Below are 23,640 nucleotides of genomic sequence, written 5' to 3' on the forward strand. Positions count from 1 at the left end.
CGCGGCAGCGGCCGCCGTTCGGTTGCCCGCCGACCGGTGTCCATGGCGGTCGGCCATCCGGTGCCTGCGGCCGTCCGCAGCTGCCCACGTCCGGAGTCCCAGGGGGCCGCGGCCGTTCGAATCCGGTATCGGCGATCGCCCGCCCGTGCGATCGCCCCCGGGAATATCAGACCTGTTTGCTGGGAGGTGTCGGGCCGTAGGGGATATCGGTCTGCGGGGTCCCCGGCGGCGTGTTCCCGTTCGGTGGTGCCGCCTCCCCAGGGGTGGGCGATGCGCCCTGTGGAGCGGTGGGGTCGATGGGTGTGGGAGTGCCGGGGGACGGCGCCGGTGCGCCGGCCGGGGCCTCGCCCTCCTCATCCTTCTCTTCGTCTTTCTCCTTCTGCCCCAAGAGTTCGGGCAGCAGCGTCATGAGAGGCATGGCCAGCATCGGCAGTATCGACCCGAGGCCACCACCCATGGCGTTCCCCATGGCCGCGCCGGCCTGAGTGGCTCCGCCCGACCTACCGGCGCCCGAACCTCCGCCTGCCGCATCGATATTCGTGTCCTGCGCCGCACTGACCTTGTCGTGGACGGCCGTTACCGCTGCCGCGATATGGTCGAAGACGGCAGCCTGCTGGGCGGCGTTGAGCTTCTTTCCCCGGACCGACCGCAACGCCGCGTTGAGGTCGGCCTCGATGTGCTGGATGGCGAACAGCGTCTGAGCCTGCTCGGCCGCAACCCGCTGTGAAGTGCCGCCTACCTGGGCATCCATATCGACCATGGAGTCCTGCCGGGCGCCCGCGGATATCACCTGCTGTTGATACTGTTCGAATCCTCTGCCGGATCCCGGCAGGTTCGCAGCCTGTACCTTGTCCGGGGTCTTTCCGCTCGCGGGAGGTGGTGGCGGATCGGTGCGCCCGAAGCCGAGAATGTCCACCGACTTCTGCATCGCCTGCTCCGCACTCTCGATGAACGCGTTGACATCCGGTTCATCGGGGAGTCGTACCAGCGAGATTTTGTAGAACGGTTTCGAGCCACCGGGCGCGGAGATGGCCTGCAAGCCACCGGACGTACCGGCGGCGGCGCCGGAACCGGACGCGTTCTCCGCCTTCGCCGCAGTGGGCGTCCCGGTGGTTTCGCTCGTGGTCGTGCTCTCGGCGGCCAGTACCCGGTTACCGTCCAGGGCGGTGGTGGGCCCGGATTCCGCCGAACCGGACGTGCTCGAGAGCCGTTGCCCCGTAGGGCCGGTGTCTCCGGTCCTGGTCTCCGGGGTGGTATCGGGGGTTTCGAGATCCGCGTCGGTCGTTGCTGTATCCATCCGCTGTCGTCGCCCTCCCGTGCTGTCTCCTTCATTGTCTTGTCTTCCTGAGGATGGGAATAGGACCACCGTCGTTCACGCGGGTGTTGTCGCATAGTCGAAACAAATAAGAGGGCTGTATTGCCGAAAAGTTGCCCGGGGTGCCGGGGCAGGGAGGTATGTCGGTGCGATGGGCGAGGGTGAGCTGATCGAATGCCCGCACTGACCGACGATGTGCACGGCGTACTGCAGGAGTTGCTCGGACTGTACGGAGCGGGGCAGCCCGCCGACCGTGTCTCGGCGGCGTTATCGCAGAGTGCGGCCACCGATCTGAGCCGGCTTTCCGGCATCGGCGCCCAGGGATACGGGGACAAACTGGGCATCCATCGAACCGTGCTGGAAACACAGCACGGGCGTGACGGGATCGTGGGCAAGACGGTCACCGAGTCGGGCACCGGCACGCTGAACGGCCGCGGGATCCTCACGACCCAGATCTCTGATCTGCAGACGCGTATCCAGGCCATCACCGCGGTCGGTGATACGCGATTCAGCGGTCCGGCACTGCTCGATTCGGCCCAGCAGACCATCGCCAACGCGACCAGGCAGGTGAACGCCGATATCGACGCGGCACGTAGACAGGCGGCGCAGATCATTCCGCCGGTGGCGCTCGCCGGCCGCCGCGCACACACCGCGTCGCCGGCCCCCCGTAAGCGGCGCCGCCGCCGGCGACCCCGAATGGTGTCGGGCCAGCAGGTCGGGACACAACCGGTGCGCCGGCGCACCCGCCGGAACTGGGACAAGACGAAAGGCGGCCGGGCGGCGCAGGCCGCGGACGGCGCCCTGGGTCTGCCCTACATCTGGGGCGGCGGGGGCGCGGGCGGCCCCAGCGGCGGCGGATTCGACTGTTCCGGGTTGACCCAGTACGCCATCGCCCGGGCCACCGATGGTGAAGTGGTGCTACCGCGGACCACCTATGAACAGATCTACGCCGGCGAACGTATCGATCCACGTGATGTGCGGGCAGGCGATCTGGTGTTCCCGGCCGGATCGTTCAGCGCCCGCGGGCCCGAACATGTGCAGTTGGCCGCCGGAAACGGGATGGTGATCGAAGCGCCGTATTCGGGCGCCACGGTAACCTATTCGCCCATGCCCCCTGATGCTGTGGTGATCCGGGTCGTCTGAGCAGGATTCTCGACCTTGGCCATCGAGCTACCCCATGAAGTCGTGGTGTTCCTGAACTTCATCGGTGTGCCCTACCCGGATATCGATGAGGACCAGGTGCGCGAGCTGGCCGGGCATGTGCGCACCTTCGCGGACGAGGTTTCGGAAACGCACGAATCGGCCACGGGCACGATCTCCGAGATGGGCGGGGTCTATCAGGGGCAGTCGTATCGCGCCCTGGTGGCGTCCTGGGCGCAACTGAGCTCCACACATATGGAGCGGCTCGACGAGTTGTGCAGGATCGTCGCCACCGCCTTGGAGATCGCCGCGGATGTGATCACTGCGGTGAAGGTGGCGGTGCTGGCCGAACTCGCGCTGCTCGCGTCCGCCTATACCGCGGCGATGGCCGCCACTGTGGTCACCTCCGGAACCTCGGCCGCGCTGGGCCAGAGCTTGGCGCTGGCGGCTCGGCGGTTGGTCGGTGCCATGGAGGAGGTGCTCGTCGGGTACATCGTGGCGGAGGTGCTGGGCAAGGCAATCGAACCGCTGGAAGCGGCGGTTTCGGACATGATCCAGGGCGCGGTGTACGGCGCGAGCGCCGATATGCTGGGCGTGGATCCCGGAGGCAGTGACGTGGTGCTCGTCGACCCGGACGAGCTCCGGCGCTACGCCCAGGTTCTCGATGATCATGCCGACGACATCATGAAGCATGCGGCCAAGTTCGGTGAGAATGTCGCGGCGCTCGATTTCAGTACCCCGGTCGGCCCGCCGGAGGTCGCCACGCCTTCCGCTGCCGGCGGCCGGCCCGGTACGACCGGCCCGGGGCCGACTGTCGCGCCGAGTGGGGCGCCGGGTTCCGGTGTCCCGGCCGACAACCCGGCTCAGCGGAACTGGATACCCGGGCCTGCTCGGGGTGCGTATCTTCCGGGAGAGAGTTTCACCCCGGATCCGGCCGAGAGCCCGCCGCGATCGACCGCGCCGGACGGAAGTGGGGCGGCGGCGCCCGGTGGCGCATCGGCGCCGGGTATCGGGCCGCTCCCGGCGACCGCCGCCCGGCCCGAGACGGGGTCGCCCATCGAGGCCGCGCCGACGCCGGCCGCCGCACCAGGACCGGAGGTTGCCGGTATCCGTGCCGAAGCGGATTCGGCGCGGGGGCCGGCTCCCGCGTCCCCCGAGCCTGCCCGGGCAGCAACCGCGGTCGACCCGGCCGGCCCTTCGGCCGCAGGTGTGGGGGAGGCTGCCGGAAACACGCCCCACACTGTGCCGGGTGACCGGGCCGAAGCGCCGCCGGGCGGCTCCACCGCGGGCGGTCAGGCACGGGATCAGCCGAATCCGTGGAACCGGCCCGCCGCACAGGCCACCGGGCAGGCGAATCGCGCTGCAGGTCCGGCGCCGGTGACGAAAGCGCCTGGTGCGGGTATCGCTGCGAGTCGGTCGGGTGGCCTGCGTAAGGGGAGTCCCTGGGCTCGGCCGGCCAATGAACTGGTCTCCACACCGACACCGTGGTCGAAGCCGGACGAGGCGGCGGCGCAACCGGTTCCGCCGCGCCCTGCGGTCGTGGCGGCGAAGGAGACCGCACCGCCCTCGACCGCGCTCTCCGGATCGCGGGCGAAGCCCGAAGGTGCGGAGAGCGAACCCGGCACGGCCGCGGTGGTCGCCCCCGAGCCGGAACGCGACGAAGCCGGGCGGGCCGCAGTGGTTTCGGCGCCTCCGTTGCGGGAGGAAGGTCCACCGCGCGGCTGATAGTCGAGTGCGGCGGCCAGTGGCTCGCTGTTTCCACCGGCCGCCGCGGGCAGGTCATCAGGGATGAGGGAACTGATGACCTGCCCGCTACTATATACCTCAATAACGTGCCGTTCAATAACGGCGCTATAACCGTTGTAGTGACCGTTGGGTTCGGCAAGCGGCGGTGGGGCGCGCCGTGTTCCTTGTCGAGTCGGCGTGAGGCGAACAGGTAACAGTGAAAGGCACTGCATTTCGAATTGTTCAGCGTCCGGCGGGCTTCGGGACCGGCTGGAGGTCGGTCGAGGTCCGGCACGGATTCGCTGATACCGTGCCGTCGTATCCTGAGCCGCTCAGCAAGGGGTAGACGAGTAAGCCGGATGTGTGCGGGCGGGCGGCGAGCCGTGCGGGATCGCGGCCGAGCAATATCCGGCAATCGCCGCAATCCGTTTACGCCGCCGTCACCCGCCTGCACTTCCCAGTGGGGGGAAATGGTCGGGGAGTGGGTGGGTCCGTCGTGACATACCCTGCCATCAGACGAGGGTCGGCGGAAGGGAAGTCCGAGTTGTCAGCGGCCGAAGACGCGTTCTACACGGGCGTGCAGAGTTTGGGACTGGTCGCCGGTGGGGTGCGCAACGAGGAACATGCGCGCGCCGCGTTCACGGCGGCCACTGATCTCGATCCGGATATGTGCGATGCCTGGCTGGGCCGGGCGATGGCGGGTGAGATCACCCCGGAAGTCATCTACGGCGCCTACCGCTCCTCCCACAATCTGTACCGCGACCAGCAACGTGCCGGATTGGCCGACCGAGCGCTGTGGTGTCAGGTGGAGATCGGCGTCTTCGGCCTGCGGGTAGCCATGGCCGACCGCGACCAGATAGCCATATCGCAGGCCTGCGCATACGCCGACGGTGGTGAATGGCAAGAGGCGGAATCCATCCTGGACGAACTCCGCGGCGACGATGTCGCCGATTTCGCCCGGATTTCGCTGTTCTATCGCACCGGCCGCTGGCCCGATGTGCTCACCGCACGGGCGGCGAAGCCGGTACTCGAGGACGGGTTGCTCGATATCGCCGCCGAACTGATGGCCGCCAGTGCCCTCGCGCATCTCGGCCGGTTCGGTGAGGCACTGCCCCGTGCCCAGCGGATCGTGGAGGACAGCCAATCCGGCAATCTTTCCTATATCTGGGCCGACGCGCACTACCTGCTGGGCATGATCCAGCGGCACAGCGGTGAACACGAGACGGCGGACAGACTGCTCAAGGGTTTGCAGGGATCCGGTCTGTGGCCGAATCGCCCGCAGTGGCAGCAGGCCGTCCGCGATAAGAACTTCCGGCTCGAGGTGACCACGCCCGCGGTGATCGCCTCCCGTACCGATATCTGGAATCCGAAATCGGGCGACGATCCCGCCGAGGTGGCGGCGAGCGCGGCCAAGGCCGAACGCGATGAACTCCTGGAGGAAGCATCGAACCTCTTGCACTCGCAGATCGGTATGGATTCGGTCAAGGAACAGGTCGACCGGCTCAAATCCGGCGTGCTGATGGATCAGGTACGTGCCAAACGCGGGTTGGCCGTGGATTCACGGTCCAACCATCTCATCTTCTCCGGCCCGCCCGGAACCGGTAAGACCACCATCGCCCGGGTGATCGCGAAGATTTTCGCCGGGCTCGGCGTGGTCGAGAACGCCGAGGTCATCGAGGCGTCGCGCAACGATATGGTCGGCACACACCTCGGGCATACCGCACCCAAGACCAACGCGCTGATCGATTCGGCGCTCGGCGGCGTGCTGTTCATCGACGAGGCCTACACCCTGATCCAGGAGGGGCTCTCCGGCGGTGACGCCTTCGGTAAGGAGGCCGTCGATACGCTGCTGGCGCGGATGGAGAACGACCGCGACAAACTCGTCGTGATCATCGCCGGTTACGAGGCGGAGATCGATCGGTTCCTGCAATCGAACGAGGGGCTGTCTTCGCGCTTCACCAAACGGGTCCGTTTCCCCAGCTACGATCCGGCCGAACTGGTGCAGATCGCCGACCATATCGCGGGCAAGAAGGATTCCATCCTGTCCGATCAGGCGCGTGAGGTGCTGCGCGACCGGTGCACCGAGATGTCGGAGCAGAGCCGTAACGGCCGGCGACTCATCGACCTGGCGGGTAACGGCCGGTTCGTGCGCAATGTGGTGGAGGCCGCCGAGGCCGAGCGCGATTTCCGGTTCACCCGGGACAATGTCGATATCGCGGCGCTCACCGACGAGGAACTGATGACCGTCGACGCCTTCGATATCACCGCGGCACTGCAGGGGCTGGCACCGGCCGGAAATTAACGCCACTCGTTCACCTCGAAGGGCATTCCCAGCGTTGGGAACTATCCGGCGCCGGGGTGCGCGTTAGGTTGTGGCCGAGGTCGGCGGAAGGAACGTATACCGGTGGCACGCTTCCGGGTGGTGACCAAACACCAGGTTTCGGGTTGGCGGTTTCTGCTACATCGGATCGAGCACGCCCTGGTGCGCCGGGACGCCTCGATGATCGACGACCCGTCCCGGGGCCGGTCCACCGCCCTTGCCATCGGAGTCGTGCTGGCCTGCGTGGGGATCGCCGGTGCTGCCGTCCTCGCCTTCTTCAAACCAGCCAAGCCGGTGGGCAACTCGCCCATCATCGCGGAGAAGGACAGCGGCGCACTGTATGTGAAACTCGGCGAGCGACTACACCCCGCGCTCAATCTGACCTCGGCGCGGTTGATCGTCGGGCAGGCCGCCAACCCTGTCGAAGTATCGCGCAGCGAGCTGGAGAAATATCCACGCGGTGCCTGGGTGGGTATACCGGGCGCTCCGGGACAGATCAACGACGCAGGAGAGAAGGATACGGAGTGGACGGTGTGTGACACCGCCCGCACCGGAGCGGCGGCGCCGGTGGACCCGAAGACGGGACTGCCCATCCTGTCTCGCTCCGCGGTACTCACCACGGCGATAGCCGGTCCGCTGACCGTGGACGACGATTCGATCCACGAGATGCGCGCACCGCAGGCGCGGCTGCTGCGTGGCGAGGACGCGACCTGGCTCGTCTACCACGATTCGGAGCAGGGCGTGGTGCGCGCCGAGATCAATATGGCCGAATCGGCGGTGCTGCTGGCTCTCGGAATCGACTCGACGGCCACCGTGGCCGCCGCCTCGCCCGGTCTGCTCGGCGCCATTCCCGAAGTGCCACCGATACGCGTGCCAGAAGTACCGGACGCCGGTGCGCCGGTGACCTTGAAACCCGCGATGGATGCGGTGGTCGGTTCCATCGTCACCGTTTCCGTCCCGAACCAGCCGGCCGTCTATTATCTGGTGTCGAATTCCGGGCTGGTACGGGTGAGCCCGGTACTGGCAGCCATTGTGCGCAACGCGAATTCGCACGGAGTGGTGTCGACGGGAACCATCAGCCCGGACGTGGCCGCGGCGAATCTGCGGCCGGGGGACTGGCCGGGCACGGCCACCTATCCCGCGCAACCAGTCGAGATCCTGGACCCCGTCCGCGACCTGATCACCTGCTACCACTGGTCTCGCACCGGAACGGATCCGAATGCGCACACCAGGCTGCTGTTCGGTCGTGAGCTTCCGCTCACCAAACAGGAACGGGGCCGGACCGTGCAGTTGGTGACGGCTCCGTGGTCCGGTGGCGCGACCGCCGATTATGCCTATCTGCCCCGGGACACCGGAAAGTTCGTCCAGGTCACCGGCGCCGAACCCGGTTCGCCCCTGCGTGAGTCACTGTTCTGGGTCACCGATAGCGGCGTCCGGCACGGGATCGACGCGAAGGTACAGGGCGGTGCCCGGGACCCGTCGCTGTCCGCGCTGGGCCTGCAGGAACCGGTACCGGCGCCGTGGAGCATCGTTTCGCTGTTCGCGGTGGGCCCGACACTTTCGGTAGCCGACGCGATGATCCAGCACGACGGTATTCCGACGAATATGACGGGTGTGCAGATGCAGGGCAAGAAATGACAGCGACTCGCCGTTTCGTCCGGCCGGCCCGTATGGTGCGGGGCCCCAAAGCGCCGGCCGTCACCGAATTGCGTTTGCAGCCACCGACGGAATTGCCCCGGCCGGTGCCGTTGTCGCGAATGAAGATGATCATGCCGGTCATCATGGTGCTGGCCATGGTCGGGATGATGGCGATGATGTTCTCCAGCGGGCGCGCCATGTCCCCGATGATGATGATGTTCCCGATGATGATGATCGTGTCGATGTTCGGCATGCTGGGCGGGACATTGGGCGGCAGCGGGGGAGCGAACAGCACAGCGGCCGGATTGAACGAGGAACGCAAGGATTATCTGCGGTCGATCACCGATAACCGCAAGACCGTGCACGAGGCCGAAACCGAGCTGTACGAATATCTTTCCTACACACATCCCGGGCCGATGGGACTGAACCGGTTGGTCGGGGGCAATCGGATGTGGGAGGTGCAGGTCGCCAATCCGCAGTTCCTGCGCGTCCGGATGGGGCGCGGCCGGATCGCGAACCAGGTCCGGGTCATCGTGCCGGAAGCCGCCCCGACCTCCGACCTCGATCCGGTCGGGGTGGTCGAGCTGACCCGGTTCGCCAAGGCGTATTCGACCGTCGGCGGGATGCCGGTGGCGATCAATCTGCTGTCGGCACCGCTGGTCGGCCTGGACGGCGATGCCGCCGCGGTCGCCGGTCTGGCCCGGGCCATGATCGCCGAGGTCACGGTCCTGCACGGACCCGACCAGGTCGCGGTGGCCGCGGTCCTCAACGATCCGGACAGCCCGGAGTGGGCGTGGTTGAAATGGCTGCCGCATACCCAGCATCCGTCCGATACGGATGCCATCGGATCGAGCCGGATGGTGTACCGCACCGTCGCCGAGCTGCGGACGAAGGTTCTGGCCGGGCTCAACCGTGGCCCGTTCTCCGCGAACAACGAGCCCACGATGGACAAGTCGCATTTCGTTCTGCTCGTCGAATCCGGGGGCGCCAACACCGACCGGGATATCTCCGGTATCGACGGCTGCACCTGGTTGCGCTTGGGCGAGGCGGAACAATCACTGCCGCGGTCATTGAAGTTCGCCGTCGGTGCCGACCATATGCTCGAGGAGTTGACACCGCGTGGCGCCCGCCTCGTCGGTACCGCGGACACCATGTCGGTACCGCAGGTGACGGCCGTGGCCCGCCGCCTGTCTCCCTACCGTTTGTCCACCGTCGTGGAGGCGGTCGCCGCGGAGCAGACCAGCGGAAGTACGTCCTGGGAGGATATGGTCGGCATCACCGACCCGGGAAATATCCGGGTGGACAGGCAGTGGCCGACCCGCCGTGACGCCGACCGCAATCGCCTCAACATTCCTGTCGGGCACGACCCCACCGGACAGCTGGTCTTCCTGGATATCAAGGAATCCGCCGAGGAAGGTATGGGCCCGCACGGTATGTGCATCGGCGCGACCGGGTCGGGTAAATCGGAGTTCTTGCGCACCCTGGTGCTCTCGGCGGTCGCGCAACATTCACCGGATGTGCTGAACCTGCTGCTGGTCGACTTCAAGGGTGGTGCGACCTTCCTGGGGTTCGACCGGCTCTCCCATGTGACCGCGGTGGTCACGAACATGGAAGAGGAAGCCGATCTCGTTACTCGTATGGAGGACGTGATCAACGGCGAGATGGCGCGCCGGCAGCGCATTCTGCGTGACGCAGGGAATTTCGCCAGTGTCGCCGACTACGAGAAGGCGCGGGAACAGGGCGCGCGGTTCGAACCGCTGCCGACCTTGCTCATCATCCTGGACGAATTCGCCGAACTGCTGGAGCAGCATCCGAGCTTTTCCAAACTGTTCGTCGCCATCGGCCGCCTGGGCCGGTCGCTGCGAATCCATTTGCTGCTGTCCTCGCAGAAGGTGCCGGCCAACCGTATGGGCGAGCTCGAGGCGCACCTGTCGTATCGGATCGCGCTGCGCACCAATCAGACCAGCGACTCCCGCGATGCCATCGGCACAGCCGACGCCTACCATCTGCCGAAGAAACCGGGTTCCGGCTATCTGCGGGTCGGCGCCGGTGATCTCCAGCGGTTCCAGGCCGCGTATGTGGGGGCACCGTACAGTCCGCCCGCCCAGACGACGGCGACGAGCGCGCAGCGGGCCCGCCGTCCCGGTGGCGGGTACAAGCCGCCACAGCGCTTCACCACTGCTCGTATCGTGGAATCGCGCCCTGTCCAGGTGGTCGAGGCGGTGCCGGTGAACGAGCCGGAGGACAACGACAGCGAGCCCGTGACCGTGATGGAAACGACGCTGCAGCAGTTCGCGCGGCACGGGCGCCCGGCGCACAAGATGTGGCTTCCACCGCTCGGTGTGCCGCCGACGCTGGACCGGTTGGTCCAGGCGGTCGAACCGGGGTCACTCCGGTTGCCGTGGGCGATCATCGACAAACCGCGGCAGCAGCGGCAGGACGTCTGGTCGGTGGACCTCTCCGGTGCCGGTGGTCATGCTGCGGTCGTCGGTGGCCCGCAGTCGGGTAAATCCACCGCACTGCAGACGCTGATCGTCTCGGCCGCGCTGACCCACACACCGGAGCAGGTGCAGTTCTACTGCTTCGATTTCTCCGGCGGGCTCTCGGCCTTGCGCACGCTGCCGCATGTGGGTGCGGTGGCCTCGGCGCGCGACGTGGACCGGATCCGCCGCACATTCGCCTTGCTCCGCAATCTCCTCGCCTCCCGGCAGTCGCTGTTCGACCATCTCGGGATCGACTCCATGCGGGAATTCCGCCGGCGCCGAGCCACACCGGAAGGTTCTGCCGAACTGTCCTCCTACGGTGACGACCACGGCGATGTATTCGTGGTGGTGGACGGCTGGGATATCGGTTTCGCGGTCAGCGGGCCGTACTACGACGAGTACATGCCGATCATGGAATCGATCGCGCTACAGGGGCTGAACTACGGCGTGCATCTGGTAGCCGGAAGTTCCCGGTGGGCGGCCATCCGCCCGGCGGTCAAGGACCTCATCCAGACCCGGCTGGAAATGCGGCTCGGTGACCTCACCGATACGGTGTTCAGCGTCCATCGTGCCGTCGTCGCTTCGGTTCCGCCGAACCGGCCGGGCCGGTGTATCTCGGGCGAGGGTCTGCATATGATCACGGCCCTGCCGCGGACCGACGGTGACGGCGATGCCGACAGCGCCGCGGCCGGGCTCAGCGCGGCGATCACCCAGGTGAGCCAGACGTTCTCCGGACGGCGCGCACCCGAGGTGCGACTGCTGCCGAACCAGGTGACCATGCCCGAAATCCTGGATCGTGTACCGCCTCCCACAAATCTGGCCGAACGACTGCGAGTGCCGTTCGGAATCCGCGAATCCGATCTGGCCCCCGCCGTAGTGGATTTCGGAGTCTCCACCCATTTCATGGTTCTCGGGTCCTCGGGAAGCGGGAAGTCGACCGTACTGGGAGCGGTGCTGGAGTCCATCCGGACTCGTTTCACTCCGGAGCAGGCCCGGGTGCTGTTGGTCGACTACCGCCGGCGGCATCTGGATGCGGTGCCCGAAGAGCAGTCGATCGGGTATTTGACCAGTAACCGTGATCTGGTGCAGGATCTGCCGTTCGTCGCGCAGAAGCTACGTGCCCGGCGTCCCCCGGAAGGGGTGACATCGCAACAGCTGAAAGACCGGTCTTGGTGGAGCGGGCCGGAGATCTTCGTGGTGGTCGACGACTATCACATGGTCGTGCAGCGTGGGCAGATGAATCCCCTCGATGCCCTGAAGGAACTCATCGTCGACGGCCGCGATACCGGCTTCCACCTGATCATCGCGCGCAGTATCGCCCAGGCCGACTCCGCTCTGTACGACAGTGTGCTCGGACAGGTGAAGAACCTGAACTCGTCGGGTTTGATCATGGACGGGACGAAACTCGACGGCATGCTCATCGGTGATGTGAAGGCCACCAAACAACCGGTGGGCCGGGGCATTCTGGTGGAGCCGCTGTCGTCGACCAAAGACTTGGTGCAGTCGGCTTGGGTGCCGGAATAAGGGGTGCATCCGGCGGACCGCTCAGTGGGACTCTCCAGTACTGGGAATGGCCTAGCGTTCTCTGTGTACTGCTCTGTTACCGGAAGTGGGTGACGGGCGTGGAGATTGATCGATCGGAGCCGCGATGATTCCTATCAATATCACTCCTGATCTGATGCCGGCCATCAGCGCAGGATTCGCAGCCCAAGAAGCCGAAATGATCGGCACGGTTCACTCCGCAACACCACGGGCGATGCCTGGACCCACGGGATTTCATATGCCGGGTTTTTTGATGTCGGTTGGATTCAGCGCGGTCGGCGCGGTGGTGTCGAGCCTCGTGGACGTCGCGAGTGTCGAAAAGCTCGACGGTGTAGCCAAAATTGTCCCCGCCGCCGGTGTCCTCCAGGCGACGGATGTGGCTGGAAGTGTGCCGGTCGCCGCGGTCGGTGGTGCCGTGGCTACTTCGGTACTCGGTAACTGATCGACATCGTCGCGGAGTGAGGGTGCTATGCCATTCTTCGAGTACTTCGCGCTGGAGCCGATCCAGAATCGGGACCTGATCGACAGCGGGCCGGGCGCTGCAACCATGTACGACGCTTCACGTGCCTATTCGACAATAGACCATGCACTCGAATCAGCAGCGGCCGGTACCGAGGGTCTGTTGAGGGATATGGCGGAGGCATGGCCCAGTGGGCTGGGCTCCCAGCGTGCGCAGGCGGCTTTCACCGAGCACAACCAGTGGGTGCGCGATCACGCCCGGATCTCGGCGCAGATCGCAGATCTGGCCGGTCATGGGGTGAGGCTGCACGAGACGGCGCTCCAGGCGATGCCGCCCAGGCTGGAGATCGAACTGGTGATGGCGGCGCTGGCGGCAACGGCTGCGGTGATGGCTACCAGCGGGGCGGTTGCCTCCGCGGGCGCCGGACCGGTATCCGCAGCGGCAGCAGTGGTTTTCGGAACTTCGAGCGCGGCCCATGCCGTGGCGGAGGCGAAGTATCACGAGCTGAGGATCCGCGCCGGCAGTGCCATGATGGGCTACGAGATCGGAGCTGTGGCGCTGCTCGTGGACCTGGCCGCGACGGCGGGTTTGCTCACGGTGCCGCCGCCGATCGCGATGCCGGGACCGGGGTCGGCGCCGACGCCCGATCCCCAGGTGAACGGCCTGTTGCAGAGCTTGATCGATAATGGGCCCGATAGCCCCTACTTACCCGCGGATTCCGGTCCCGGTCCCGGTCCCGGCCAGGGGCCCGGTGGCGGGCCTGACTCCTCCGGTGGTGGGCCGGAAACCAACGGTGGTGGAGGGGACACCGGCCCCAGTGCCGAAGGGCCGGATCCGGGGCCGTCGGGATCGGACCCGCAATCGCCGGCCGATCCACAACAGCCGGTGGGACCGCAGCCCGGGTCCGGTTCCGGCCTGGACAGCTACGGTGCGGATACTTCGACGTCCGGACCGCTGCTCGGTGTATCCCCGGAGTCGTCCACGCTGGCCGCTCTCAATGGCGGTGCCGGCGCGCTGACCGGATTCGGACTGATCCGGGGCGGTATCGGTGCTATGCCGGGTGCAGCAACGGGTTTCCGGTTGCCCACAGGGTGGACCCCGGGCGCCGGTACCGCTTTCGGCGCACCCACTGCCACATCGGCCCCGGCCGCTCCGGTGCGATCTGCCGCGAAACGAGTATCGGCGCCGGCGGCGCAAATGCGGCGCCGCCGGGACGAGGACGCGAGAAACGGAAAGGTTTTCACCCCGGGCGAGCAATTCGAGGTGCCGGAACTGGAACGACCGCCGGCGATCGGTGTCATCGAATACCAGGACGACGACCCGGAAATCGATTTGCCCGCGGACTCCTCACTCGTGGGAGTACTGGATCGACTCGACGAACCTGCCGAGTCGGAGAATGGATTCAGTGCCCGGTGAATCGGCCGGGGTTCACTGGAGCATCGAAAGGGAGAGCAGCATGGCCAACCTGACAGACGTCGACGAAACTACACTGGTCAATTTCGCCAGCGGAATGAACGGGCCGTTGCAGACGCTGGAGACCAACCTCCGTACGCTCGGCGGTTCGCAAAGCACCCTGCAGACCGCATTCGTCGGCAAAGCCGGTACTGCTGTCGAGAATGCTTTCGCCAACGTCCTCGATACCGGTAAGAAGGTGGCGGTGAAAATCGAGGAGATCATGAGCATGATCAATACATCGGCCGGGGAGTTCACCCACCGGGACGGGGAAGCGTTGCAGGCACTGATCAGCGGGATGGGGGAGGCCTACACGGACGGGAGCGTCAGCACCGGCGCCACCGGCACCTGGAATGACGGGACGGTCGAACAGAACTGGGACCCGCAAAAGGTGAAGGACAACTGGGCCTGACCGGGCGCCGGCGAATTTTATCGCACGTTTTCTTATACAGTCGGAACAGGAAGGGCCTCTGATGGCTACTGGACAAATCTATACCGATAAAGCCGCAATCATGGAGGCTTTGGGGCAGGTGAAGGGTGTCATCGGCGAAATGGCAACCAACATCAGCACACTGAACAAAATGAAGGAAGACCTGCTCACGCAGTTCAAGGGCGACGCGGCCAGTGGTTACGACCAAGTGGCAGTGGACCTGGACCAGCGGCTCAGGGCCTACGAGCAAAGTATCGCCAATCTCGACAGGTCGACCAACAATGCCGCCGATATGATCGGCGCCGCGGACCAAGACGTCGCCCGGATGTTCCGGGGTCTGCTCTGAGGCGCGTGGTGCGTTGATCGAAGTTACACCGGTGGGAAATGCCTCGGTAGCGGAGGAATCCGGCGACCCGGTGTCGGTGGATCTGAATGTCGATGCCGCCCTTGTCCTCAAAGACATGGTCGGCATCGACAGCTATCCCGTGGTGCTGGCGATCATGCCGAACATCTTCCGGATCGCCGACCGCGATCTGGTCCGGGCTGCTGTCGCCGAACAACTCACCGCGGACGGAATCGTCTCCGGTGGCCAGGTGGATCCAGTAGTGGCCGGGTGGCTGCGGTGTCTGGAACGTCCGGATACCGAGCTGGCCGTCCGGGTGATAGACAACGGCCGCGGTGGGCACGCTCGGACGATGCTGCGCCTGTCACTGGTTCGCCGCGGCGAGCACCATGTCCTCGCGGTGCGCTGTGACGACGAGGTGGTGATCCAGTCGGTGTTCCACAAGGGTTCGCAGCTGGATACGCTCACCGCGGTACTGGAATCGGTACTCGGCGAGTACCCGGTACTGGATTTCGATCCCTTCACCTCGGACGATGCCGAATCGGGTGAACCGCCTCAGGATTCGGACGGGGTCCGGACCGGGCTGCGTGAACTGGGCGCCACACCGCGGACCGCGAATGCGCTCACCCGTGCCCTCGGCGAGATCGTCCGCCAAGCCGAGGTGCTCATGATCGAACATCGGGACGGCGGACCCGAAACACCCGACTTCACAATCTGTATGAACGTGTTGGACACCTTCTCCGGGCGGTTCGTGATCACACCCAGCGTGACGTTGGACGGCCGGACCCGCAAAACGTTCCGGCCGGGTGACCATGCGGCCCTGCACAGTGGTATCAACACCCTGGCGGAGCTCCTGCCGGGGAGCAGTTGGTTCCATACCGCGCGCACCGGCTGAGTTTCGGAGTGCTGGATGAGAGGACGGTGAGATGAACCGGGCACCGACAACCAACGGCGATGCCTCCGCGGCGCTCGCAAGGGGTGGGTACGACGCGTATTTCGCACAGCTCGAGGACCGTCCGTCGGACGGGTCCGTACCGGTATCCGCGAGTTCGTCCGGTGCCTCGGTGAGCGATGGACCCCCGGGATCCGAGCCACGGCCGCCGGAGCACGGTCCCGGTGAGACCGCTCCGGCAGAGGCCGGCTCCTCTCCTCCACAGAATGTTGCTGCGCCGCCGCCTGGTGCCGCAACCTCGGCGGTATCCGCCCCGGCACCGCAGCCCGCCACTGCGGCATCCGCCGATCCGGATGGTGTCTCCGACGGTGAGCTGGCCGAGCTGCGCCGGCGGGCGGCCGATGCGCATCAGCAAGCAGCCGAGGCCGAACGGCAGGCGATAGCGCAGCGTCGACAACAAGGTATGCCGGGCCCGGCTGCGGCCGGTTCCACCGGCCACGGGCCGGGCCGGCTCGGCGCAGCGGAGACCGGTCCCGGACCTGCACAGCCCGACGCAGGTATCGCACCGCCCGCGTCCGCGAACTACTCCGCACACGCGAACCCGGCCGTGCCGCCGGGCGGCTACAGCGGATACGGTGCGTCGCCGGGCCACGCGCCGGCACACGCCACGACGGACCATTCACGAGTTCCCGACCGCATCCATCGGCAGGCCTACGACACCACCGGCCGGATCGAGGTGCTGCCGCCCGCGCTGGCGTCCGCGGAGCTGCTGGCCGAGATCGCCGCGGTCCGGCAAGCGCATCTGCGTTCCAACAAGGGTGTGCGCGGGGCGCTCAACAAAGTCGGCTTCAATCTCGGGCTTTCACCGGCCGAACAGCGCGCCGAAAGCCGCCGTACCCAGATCCGCCGCCAGCTCACCGCGCCGTACCAGGTCGCGGTGGTGAGCGTGAAGGGCGGCGTCGGCCGCACCACGACCGTCGCCGGCCTCGGGTCGACCTTCGCCAAGCTGCGTCCCGATCGGGTGGCCGCCATCGACGCCAACCCGGATTTCGGTGATCTGTCCAGTCGTACGGCCAGGCACCAATTCGGGCTCACCCTGCGCGATCTCGCTGCCGCGGGAGAACGACTGGATTCGTTCTCCGCTGTCCACTCCTACACCGCGGTCAATACCGCGGATCTGGCGGTGGTCGCCTCGCCCTGGAACACCGACTCGGGTGAGGCGCTGACGGGCGACGAATACCGGCGCGGAGTGGAGATATTGCGCCGCCACTACAATCTGCTCGTGGTCGACTGTGGAACCGGTGTGCTCGATTCTTCGACGAGCAGTGTTCTGCACACCAGCGATGCGGTGGTCGTGGTGACTCCCGCAACCGTAGGTGGCGTCACCGGCGCGGTCGCCACGCTGAATTGGCTCAGTTCCCACGGTTTCGATCAGTTGATCGGGAATTCGGTGGTCGCGATCGTGCGGCAGCATCCGGTCAAACCCACCGTGGATGTCGAAGCCATCGAGAAACTGTTCGCTTCGGCCCAGCGGCCGACCGTGCAGATACCGTTCGATCCGCATCTCGCCGAGGGCGGCGAGATCGATCTGCGCATGTTGCAGAAGGAAACCGCGCTGGCATTCGAAGATCTGGCGGCCGGTCTGGCCGATGATTTCCCCGGCTATCTGGCCGAGCCGTCCGGTGGTGACCCCGGGGCCATGCGGTGACCGCAGTGCAGACGGCGCCGCCCGCTCCATCCGGCGGCGCCGCCCCCGCCGAGGTCGCGCGCGCTCGGATCGCCGTGATGGTCGCCACCTATCAGGTGGATGTGGTGGTACCGACCAAGTTCACCGTAGAGACGTTCATCGACGATCTGGTGGCGGTTCTCGCGGACGCGATCGGCGACCCGGAGGTGGATTTCAGCCCGCCGCAGGGACAATGGAGTCTGGCCCGGCCGGGCGAGCCGCCGATTCCGCGCTGGCGCAGCCTCGGTGATCACGACATCGTCGACGGAACGGTGCTGATGCTCGCGCCGGTCGAATCGGCCGAGGTGTTCACGCCGGTGGTCGAGGACATCACCGATGCACTGGCCCTCATCAACGAACGTGAGTTCGCCGAGTTCGACCCCGATACCGCGGCCGTGGTGGGGCTGGTCGTCTTCGGAATCGGCGCGGTGGGAATCGCCACCATGCTGTCCTGGACGTGGACCCGGACCGGGTCGCTGCTGTGGTGCGGGCTACCGGCGTTACTGCTCGGCGTGCTGTGCTGGGCGGCGGCCGTCGGGATCCGTGGTAGTGGGGCCAAGCGCCGGATCTCGCTGGGCGCCGCGCTTGCCGCACTTCCGCTGTTGTTCGCCGGCAGCGCGATGCTGGTGCCGCCGGCCTACGGTGAACCGGGACCGTTCGCACCGGCCAATATCGCGGCGGGTGCGGTGGTCACCGCCGTAGCGGCGATGGCGATGATGCGGCTGACGGGCTCCGGTATCGCGACCCTGATGGGTGTCTCGGTTCTCGGGATCACGGTCACTGCAACGGTATTGCCGTTGACCTACTTCGACCTCGCGACCCGGCAGGTGGCCGGTGGCGCGGTATTCACCGGCTTGGTGCTGCTCACCCTCGCGCCGCGGATCGCGGTGCTGATCGCCCGGATCCGGCCCCCGGATCTGCCCGACCCGGGCAATGAGGTGAACCCGGCGACGCTCACCGATATCTTCGATGCCGAAACCCATCGCGATATGGAGCAGAGCGCCGAGGACACCGCGGCCGCGGAGCAGACGCGGCGGGGTGACGAGGTGGGTATCGAGAGCCGGGCGCGGCTGGCGGTGACCAGCCTGCGGGGGCTCGTGGTGGCCATTTCGGCGCTGCTGTCGGTGTCCACCGTGATCTGTGCGGCGGTGAGTCCGGGCGGTATCCGGGAGATAGTCATGGGCGCCGCGGTCGCCGGGATCCTGGCCATGCGTTCGCGCTGGTACCCCGACCGTGTACAGGCGGTAGCGCTGATCGCGGGGTCGTCGGTGACGGTGCTCGGTATCGCATCGGTACTGGTCGGAGCCTACGGCTCTCCCTTCGCGCGACTGGCGGTCGTGCTCGTCGTGATGGTGATCGCCGCGGCCGCGCTCACCGCGGCGCTGCGCCTGCCCAGTAAGCGGCTCACACCGGTGACTCGCAGGATCATCGATCTGATCGAGTATGCGCTGATTCTCGTCGTTCCCGTGATCGCCTTCTGGATCATGGGCGTCTACACCGCTATGCGAGGAATCTGATGGGACCGGGCAGGGCCCTGGCCGCGGCGCTGGCCGTACTCGTCCTGAGTGTCAGTGCCGGTCCCGCGGCCGCGATGGTACCGCCCCAGGCCGTGGTCGGTGCGCCGCCGCCGGACGGTCCGCCGGGGCCGGAGTTGCCGACCAAACAGGAGAACGGTTGCCTGGCCACGGGAGTTCTGGACGACACCGATATCTCGCGGACGCCGCCGGCCGAGCTGGCGTTGAACCTTGCCGACGCACGCACACTGAGCCGGGGCGCCGGTGTCACGGTGGCCGTGGTCGACACCGGAGTAGAGCCGCATCCGCGCCTGCCCACGCTGGCGCCGGGCGGTGATTATGTGGCCGCGGGTGGGGACGGGCTTCAGGATTGTGACGCCCACGGCACGCTGATCGCCGGGATCATCGCGGGCGCCGCAGCTCCGGCGGACGGGTTCACCGGGGTCGCACCGGACGCGCGGATAATTTCCATACGTTATCGGTCCAGCGCATTCCGGCCGGAACGCTATGCGGGCGACGATCGCGACCGGCAGTCCCGGGAACTGCGGACGCTGTCGCGCGCCATCATTCATGCGGCGAATCTCGGTGCGGGAGTCATCGCAGTACCGCTACCGGTGTGTGTGGAAACCGATTCCGGTGTCGACCTGGGTGTGCTTGCCGAAGCCGTCGGTTACGCCGTGCATTCACGCGGATCGCTGATCGTGGCGGGCGCCGGCAACACCAACAGTCAGGGGTGCAACAACCAGAACCCCGGTTACGATCCGGCGCGGCCTGGTGATCCACGGAATTGGCGCGATGTCAAGACCGCGTCGGCACCAGGTGTCTTCAGCGAGTCGGTGCTGTCGGTAGGGATGACCACCGCGCACGGCGGGACCGTCGGCGAATCACTCCTGGGTCCGTGGGTGACGGTGGCCGCGCCCGGTACGAGCATCGAGTCGCTGGGGCCCGGAAGCCCGGGGCTGATCAACGGCGTCGGCACTCCCGGGAAACTCGGGCCGGTCGGCGGGACGTCCTTCGCCGCCGCCTACACGGCGGGGGTGGCGGCGCTGATCAGATCCCGGTATCCGAACGAAACACCCGCCGAGATCACGGCCCGCCTCGCCGCCTCGGCGCATGCCCCGGCGCGTGGTATCGACAATACGGTGGGGGCCGGGCTCATCGATCCGGTCGCTGCACTGAGCTATCGTATGCCGCCCGAGCCGCCGGAAGGTCTGTTCGTCGCCGCGGGATTCGAGCTGCCACCAGCACCACGGCCGCCGGATGCGAAGCCCGGTATCACCGCCGCGATCGTGATCGTCGTGGCTGTCCTGGTCGGTGCTGCCGCCACCTACGGCGTGAGCGCGCGGCGGAGGCAGCGGTGACGGTGACGGCGGAACCGCCGGTACATGCACCGGACCGCCGGGTCGCCGGTGTGGAACGCGGCCCGTTCGCGGTGCTGGCAATCGGAGGCAGTGTGGTGGTGGCCGCGATATCGGCGTATCTGCCCTTGTGGGGTGCGGCGTTGATCTTCGCCGGACTACTGCTGACCGCAGTGGTCCGGATCAACGGCCGTACCCCGATCCGCTGGCTGCTCGACTGGCTCGAGTTCCGGTCCGGCCGGGCCCGGCGAGCTGCCCGGCTCGGCGAATCTCTGCCGGTGCGCGATGTCGAGGTGCCGGCCGGGGTGTGTGGTATCGCCGAGGACGGCAACGTGCTGGTCGCCATGATCCAGCTCGCCCCGAACCTCGATCTGCCGACGGTGATCGCCGAGCAGACCATCTATACCGAGGACACGGTCTCGGCCGAGAGCCTGCTCCCCATGCTCGACCACTACGGGATCGATATCGATATCGATATCGTCACCACCGGGCAGCGGGTGCGGTCGGCGGGTAGTTACAGCATGCTCTACGACCAGTTGATCGGTTCGCATCCGGTCGTCGGTAACCGGTTGACCTGGCTGGTTCTCCGGCTGGATCAGGATCGGAATCTCAAGATGCTGGCGCGTCGAGGTCCGTGCGCGGTGGTCGCACCGAAAACCCTTGCCACGGCGGCCCATCGAATTGCCGGACGGTTACGCGAGCGTGGTATGGCTGCGCATCCGCTCCCGGCGCCGGCCGTCGTGGACGCCACCCGCCTGCTCCATGCCGGTGCGGAACTGTCCGAGCTGACCGAGCAATGGGATTGCCTGAAGGCTTCGGTTCCGGGTCGCTTCGTCACGAGTTTCGGGGTCGATTGGTCGGAACTCGACGGTTCCGGTCTCGACGATTGCTGGACCTGGAACAGCGGGCGTACGACGCTGGTGGTGAGCCTGAGCGGTGTGGACGGGCCCCGCGCGGCGGTCCGCTATATCGGCCCGGCGATGACCGAGGAGCTGCCGGATTATCTGCGCCGGCTCCCGGGCAGGCAGGCTCTTGCGTTGCGCGCCACGCTGCCCACGGGTGTTTCGCTGCGTGCCCTGACCCGCGATGAACACGTTGTTGAGGAGGCGTCCCCCGAAGTTCTCACGGATCTGCGGGTGGCGATCGGTCCCAATGGTCAGATCCTGGGCGCGATCAGCGGGCAGCCGCGCCACCGGCTGGCACTCCCCCTGTTCGACCCGGCCCGGTACAACCCCCGGCGGCGGACAGTGGATGTACAGGCGATGCTGCCGGTGGCGCAGCAGCTGGTGTTGCGCGCGACCGTGGTGGGCGCGGATATCGAGGTGCATACGAACCGGCCGCAGCGCTGGCAGCATCTGGTCAGCGCGGTGGGCGATACGAGGTCGCTGCGCCTGGCCGATGCCGACGGCGGAGAGTCCGAGATGGACACCACCATCGCGGTATTCGACCAGGTGCCGCCGCTGGTCTCCGCAGCGCCGACCACGGTATCCATCAGTGATCCGGGGACTCGGCGGCGCGGTGCGGTGGATCTGGCCATCGAACAGGTGGGGGAGGCGCAGCTGGATGTGCGGATCCCGATGCGTACGGTCCGGGTGAATCTGGTGGAGCCGCGCGGCGAAATCCGTTATCTCGAGGACAACGACCGGCCGCCGCCGGGCGCAGTGGCGATTCAGAGTTCCGAGCGGACGGTTCCGGTGACCCGGCCCCATGGATATCCCGCCCGTTGACAAGGGCAGAACAGGTAATCTCGATGACCGTGGTAGCGGATACCGAATCGGACAGCGGAAGATTCGACAACTCGGAGGGAACGCAGGAGCACACTCCACGACAAGCCGCGGCGGCGATCTTCTCCAGCAGACTGTCGGAGCTGATCGCCGAATCGGTGGTTTCCACCGAGGACGGATCGACCCGTGGCCTGACTTTGTATTCGCTGGCGCAGCATCTGGAGCTCGCCTATCCCGATGTGCCGGTTTCGCAGTCCGGACTGTACCGGCTCATCCATGGTGATGCCATCCCGCGGCTCGATCTGATCATTGCCTTGGCGCGGGTATTCGATGTACCGCCGGAGTATTTCGTCACCGCCGAGAAACCACGCTGAGCGGACGGTCCCGGCCGCGATCATCCCCATATGTGGGAATGTTGAGGAGGGGGCCGATCGGTGAGCCGATACCATTTCGGCTATGCCCGATGCGGATTCCGGAGATGTATTTCTCCGCAATCGAGGCGCGATACTGGATGCCCTGCTCGCGGATCCGGCTTTCGGGCTCACCGATGAACCGGCTGCCCGGGTCGAGGAGCCGGTCGCCGTCGCCGCACCGCCGGCCCGGGCGAGTTTCGACGAATCGCTGCTCGGTCCGGCCGCGGATTCCGGGGCGGTAGCCTACAGCCGATCGGAACCGGAACCGCCCACTGCGGAACCGGATTCCGAACCGGTGCCGGTCCCGCCGCGGCGGTCGACCGCGGGCCCCTCGGCCAGTGAGCGGATCAATGCCCTGCTCAGCGGGCAACCCATGGACCCGGGCGCAACATCGTCGCTGGCCACCGAGAATGCCGAACGAGCCGCGTCCCGGCTGAACTCTCCCGCGGCGACGGAGGACCAGCCGGAACGGCCCGCCGAAAGCGAGCAGGCCGCTGTCCCCCGGCAAACTCCGCAGGAGATGGCACGGGAGGTGGCCGAGCAGCTCCGCAAGCCACGGGTGGCGCTGGCGGTGGCCGCGGTGGTCGCCCTGCTCATCGTGGTTCTGTTGGTGGTGACCGGTGGCGAAGAAGAGTCCGGCAGCGCTCCGCTGGCCGTCACCGCGGCGCCCACGCAGGCGCCGCCGGCCACGGAACCGCCCGGTAGCGGCACCATAATGCCCAAGGCTGCGGAATCGAGCTGTCCGCCCGGCGGTACCGAAGGGATGGATGCCTTTTCCGGCGAACCGGACAAGGCATGGTCCTGTCCCCGGGCCTACAAGCTCGACGGTCAGGTCTTACGCATCGATCTGGGGCAGGAGTACGAGATCGACTCGATCGGTATCGTCCCCGGCTGGGACCACGTCGGTACCGACGGCGCCGACCAGTGGACGGAATTCCGGACGGTGAGCCGGGTTTCCTACCAATTCGAGGACGAGGACCGGACCACGTACACCCAGGAGACGCTGGATCAGCGCTCGCTGGTGGTCACCCGGATCGAGCCACCTCTCAAAACGTCGGAAATCGTGCTGACGGTATTGCGGAGCGCCGGTTCGCGGTCTACCAACACGGTCGCCATCTCCTCGATCATCATCACGGGGCAGTGAGCCGGTCATGAGATGCGGGGT

At 66.8% G+C, this 23,640-nt stretch carries 17 protein-coding genes; 16 read left to right on the forward strand and 1 reads right to left on the reverse strand.

The window, feature by feature from the left end; genetic code table 11:
• Positions 1-166: 166 nt before the first annotated feature.
• Positions 167-1,297 carry a hypothetical protein gene (locus ACFWPH_RS22550; protein ID WP_378754015.1) on the reverse strand — a complete coding sequence of 377 codons (1,131 nt, stop codon included), beginning with the start codon at positions 1,295-1,297 and terminating at the stop codon, positions 167-169.
• A 192-nt stretch (positions 1,298-1,489) separates the two neighbouring features.
• Between ACFWPH_RS22550 and ACFWPH_RS22555 the strand changes: the two genes are divergently transcribed.
• From ACFWPH_RS22555 to ACFWPH_RS22630, 16 genes are all read left to right on the forward strand, one after another.
• Positions 1,490-2,458, forward strand: a complete 969-nt coding sequence (locus ACFWPH_RS22555; protein WP_378754017.1) for a C40 family peptidase — start codon at positions 1,490-1,492, stop codon at positions 2,456-2,458.
• A gap of 15 nt (positions 2,459-2,473) precedes the next feature.
• Complete coding sequence (locus ACFWPH_RS22560; RefSeq protein ID WP_378754019.1) at positions 2,474-4,180, forward strand: hypothetical protein; 1,707 nt, start codon at positions 2,474-2,476, stop codon at positions 4,178-4,180.
• 544 nt (positions 4,181-4,724) lie between these two features.
• Complete coding sequence (gene eccA, locus ACFWPH_RS22565) at positions 4,725-6,482, forward strand: type VII secretion AAA-ATPase EccA (RefSeq protein WP_378754021.1); 1,758 nt, start codon at positions 4,725-4,727, stop codon at positions 6,480-6,482.
• Between the two features lie 102 nt (positions 6,483-6,584).
• Positions 6,585-8,138 carry a type VII secretion protein EccB gene (gene eccB / locus ACFWPH_RS22570; protein WP_378754023.1) on the forward strand — a complete coding sequence of 518 codons (1,554 nt, stop codon included), beginning with the start codon at positions 6,585-6,587 and terminating at the stop codon, positions 8,136-8,138.
• Positions 8,135-12,145: a type VII secretion protein EccCa gene (gene eccCa, locus ACFWPH_RS22575; RefSeq protein WP_378754025.1), complete on the forward strand. Its 4,011-nt coding sequence runs from the start codon at positions 8,135-8,137 to the stop codon at positions 12,143-12,145. The genes eccB and eccCa overlap by 4 nt, the downstream gene beginning before the upstream one ends.
• Before the next feature lie 124 nt (positions 12,146-12,269).
• Positions 12,270-12,605: a hypothetical protein gene (locus tag ACFWPH_RS22580; protein WP_378754027.1), complete on the forward strand. Its 336-nt coding sequence runs from the start codon at positions 12,270-12,272 to the stop codon at positions 12,603-12,605.
• Positions 12,606-12,632: 27 nt separating this feature from the next.
• Positions 12,633-14,039 (forward strand): PPE domain-containing protein, encoded by a 1,407-nt coding sequence (locus tag ACFWPH_RS22585; protein ID WP_378754029.1) that lies wholly within the window; start codon positions 12,633-12,635, stop codon positions 14,037-14,039.
• A 40-nt stretch (positions 14,040-14,079) separates the two neighbouring features.
• The gene (locus ACFWPH_RS22590) at positions 14,080-14,487 is read left to right on the forward strand and encodes a hypothetical protein (RefSeq protein WP_378754031.1); all 408 of its coding nucleotides are present in this window, start codon (positions 14,080-14,082) and stop codon (positions 14,485-14,487) included.
• A 61-nt stretch (positions 14,488-14,548) separates the two neighbouring features.
• Positions 14,549-14,851 carry a WXG100 family type VII secretion target gene (locus tag ACFWPH_RS22595; protein ID WP_378754033.1) on the forward strand — a complete coding sequence of 101 codons (303 nt, stop codon included), beginning with the start codon at positions 14,549-14,551 and terminating at the stop codon, positions 14,849-14,851.
• A gap of 31 nt (positions 14,852-14,882) precedes the next feature.
• Positions 14,883-15,743 carry an ESX secretion-associated protein EspG gene (locus ACFWPH_RS22600; RefSeq protein WP_378754035.1) on the forward strand — a complete coding sequence of 287 codons (861 nt, stop codon included), beginning with the start codon at positions 14,883-14,885 and terminating at the stop codon, positions 15,741-15,743.
• A gap of 31 nt (positions 15,744-15,774) precedes the next feature.
• Positions 15,775-17,448, forward strand: a complete 1,674-nt coding sequence (locus ACFWPH_RS22605; protein ID WP_378754037.1) for an AAA family ATPase — start codon at positions 15,775-15,777, stop codon at positions 17,446-17,448.
• Complete coding sequence (eccD, locus tag ACFWPH_RS22610; protein WP_378754039.1) at positions 17,445-18,983, forward strand: type VII secretion integral membrane protein EccD; 1,539 nt, start codon at positions 17,445-17,447, stop codon at positions 18,981-18,983. Before ACFWPH_RS22605 ends, eccD begins: the two co-directional genes overlap by 4 nt.
• Positions 18,983-20,341 (forward strand): type VII secretion-associated serine protease mycosin, encoded by a 1,359-nt coding sequence (mycP, locus tag ACFWPH_RS22615; RefSeq protein ID WP_378754041.1) that lies wholly within the window; start codon positions 18,983-18,985, stop codon positions 20,339-20,341. The genes eccD and mycP overlap by 1 nt, the downstream gene beginning before the upstream one ends.
• On the forward strand, positions 20,338-22,065 hold the full coding sequence (eccE, locus tag ACFWPH_RS22620; protein ID WP_378754043.1) for a type VII secretion protein EccE: 1,728 nt from the start codon (positions 20,338-20,340) through the stop codon (positions 22,063-22,065). Before mycP ends, eccE begins: the two co-directional genes overlap by 4 nt.
• 23 nt (positions 22,066-22,088) lie before the next feature.
• Complete coding sequence (locus ACFWPH_RS22625; RefSeq protein WP_280417140.1) at positions 22,089-22,436, forward strand: helix-turn-helix transcriptional regulator; 348 nt, start codon at positions 22,089-22,091, stop codon at positions 22,434-22,436.
• A gap of 82 nt (positions 22,437-22,518) precedes the next feature.
• Positions 22,519-23,619, forward strand: coding sequence for a hypothetical protein (locus ACFWPH_RS22630; protein ID WP_378754045.1), 1,101 nt, complete (start codon positions 22,519-22,521; stop codon positions 23,617-23,619).
• Positions 23,620-23,640 lie beyond the last annotated feature (21 nt).

Origin of the sequence: Nocardia sp. NPDC058499 (assembly GCF_042719915.1) — a bacterium.
GTDB lineage: Bacteria > Actinomycetota > Actinomycetes > Mycobacteriales > Mycobacteriaceae > Nocardia.

Coding starts and splice junctions, on each gene's coding strand:
- ACFWPH_RS22625 (WP_280417140.1), top strand. CDS start 22,089: ATGACCGTGGTAGCGGATACCGAATCGGACAGCGGAAGATTCGACAAC.
- mycP (WP_378754041.1), top strand. CDS start 18,983: ATGGGACCGGGCAGGGCCCTGGCCGCGGCGCTGGCCGTACTCGTCCTG.
- ACFWPH_RS22580 (WP_378754027.1), top strand. CDS start 12,270: ATGATTCCTATCAATATCACTCCTGATCTGATGCCGGCCATCAGCGCA.
- ACFWPH_RS22550 (WP_378754015.1), bottom strand. CDS start 1,297: ATGGATACAGCAACGACCGACGCGGATCTCGAAACCCCCGATACCACC.
- ACFWPH_RS22555 (WP_378754017.1), top strand. CDS start 1,490: ATGCCCGCACTGACCGACGATGTGCACGGCGTACTGCAGGAGTTGCTC.
- ACFWPH_RS22605 (WP_378754037.1), top strand. CDS start 15,775: ATGAACCGGGCACCGACAACCAACGGCGATGCCTCCGCGGCGCTCGCA.
- ACFWPH_RS22630 (WP_378754045.1), top strand. CDS start 22,519: ATGCCCGATGCGGATTCCGGAGATGTATTTCTCCGCAATCGAGGCGCG.
- eccCa (WP_378754025.1), top strand. CDS start 8,135: ATGACAGCGACTCGCCGTTTCGTCCGGCCGGCCCGTATGGTGCGGGGC.
- ACFWPH_RS22585 (WP_378754029.1), top strand. CDS start 12,633: ATGCCATTCTTCGAGTACTTCGCGCTGGAGCCGATCCAGAATCGGGAC.
- ACFWPH_RS22595 (WP_378754033.1), top strand. CDS start 14,549: ATGGCTACTGGACAAATCTATACCGATAAAGCCGCAATCATGGAGGCT.
- ACFWPH_RS22590 (WP_378754031.1), top strand. CDS start 14,080: ATGGCCAACCTGACAGACGTCGACGAAACTACACTGGTCAATTTCGCC.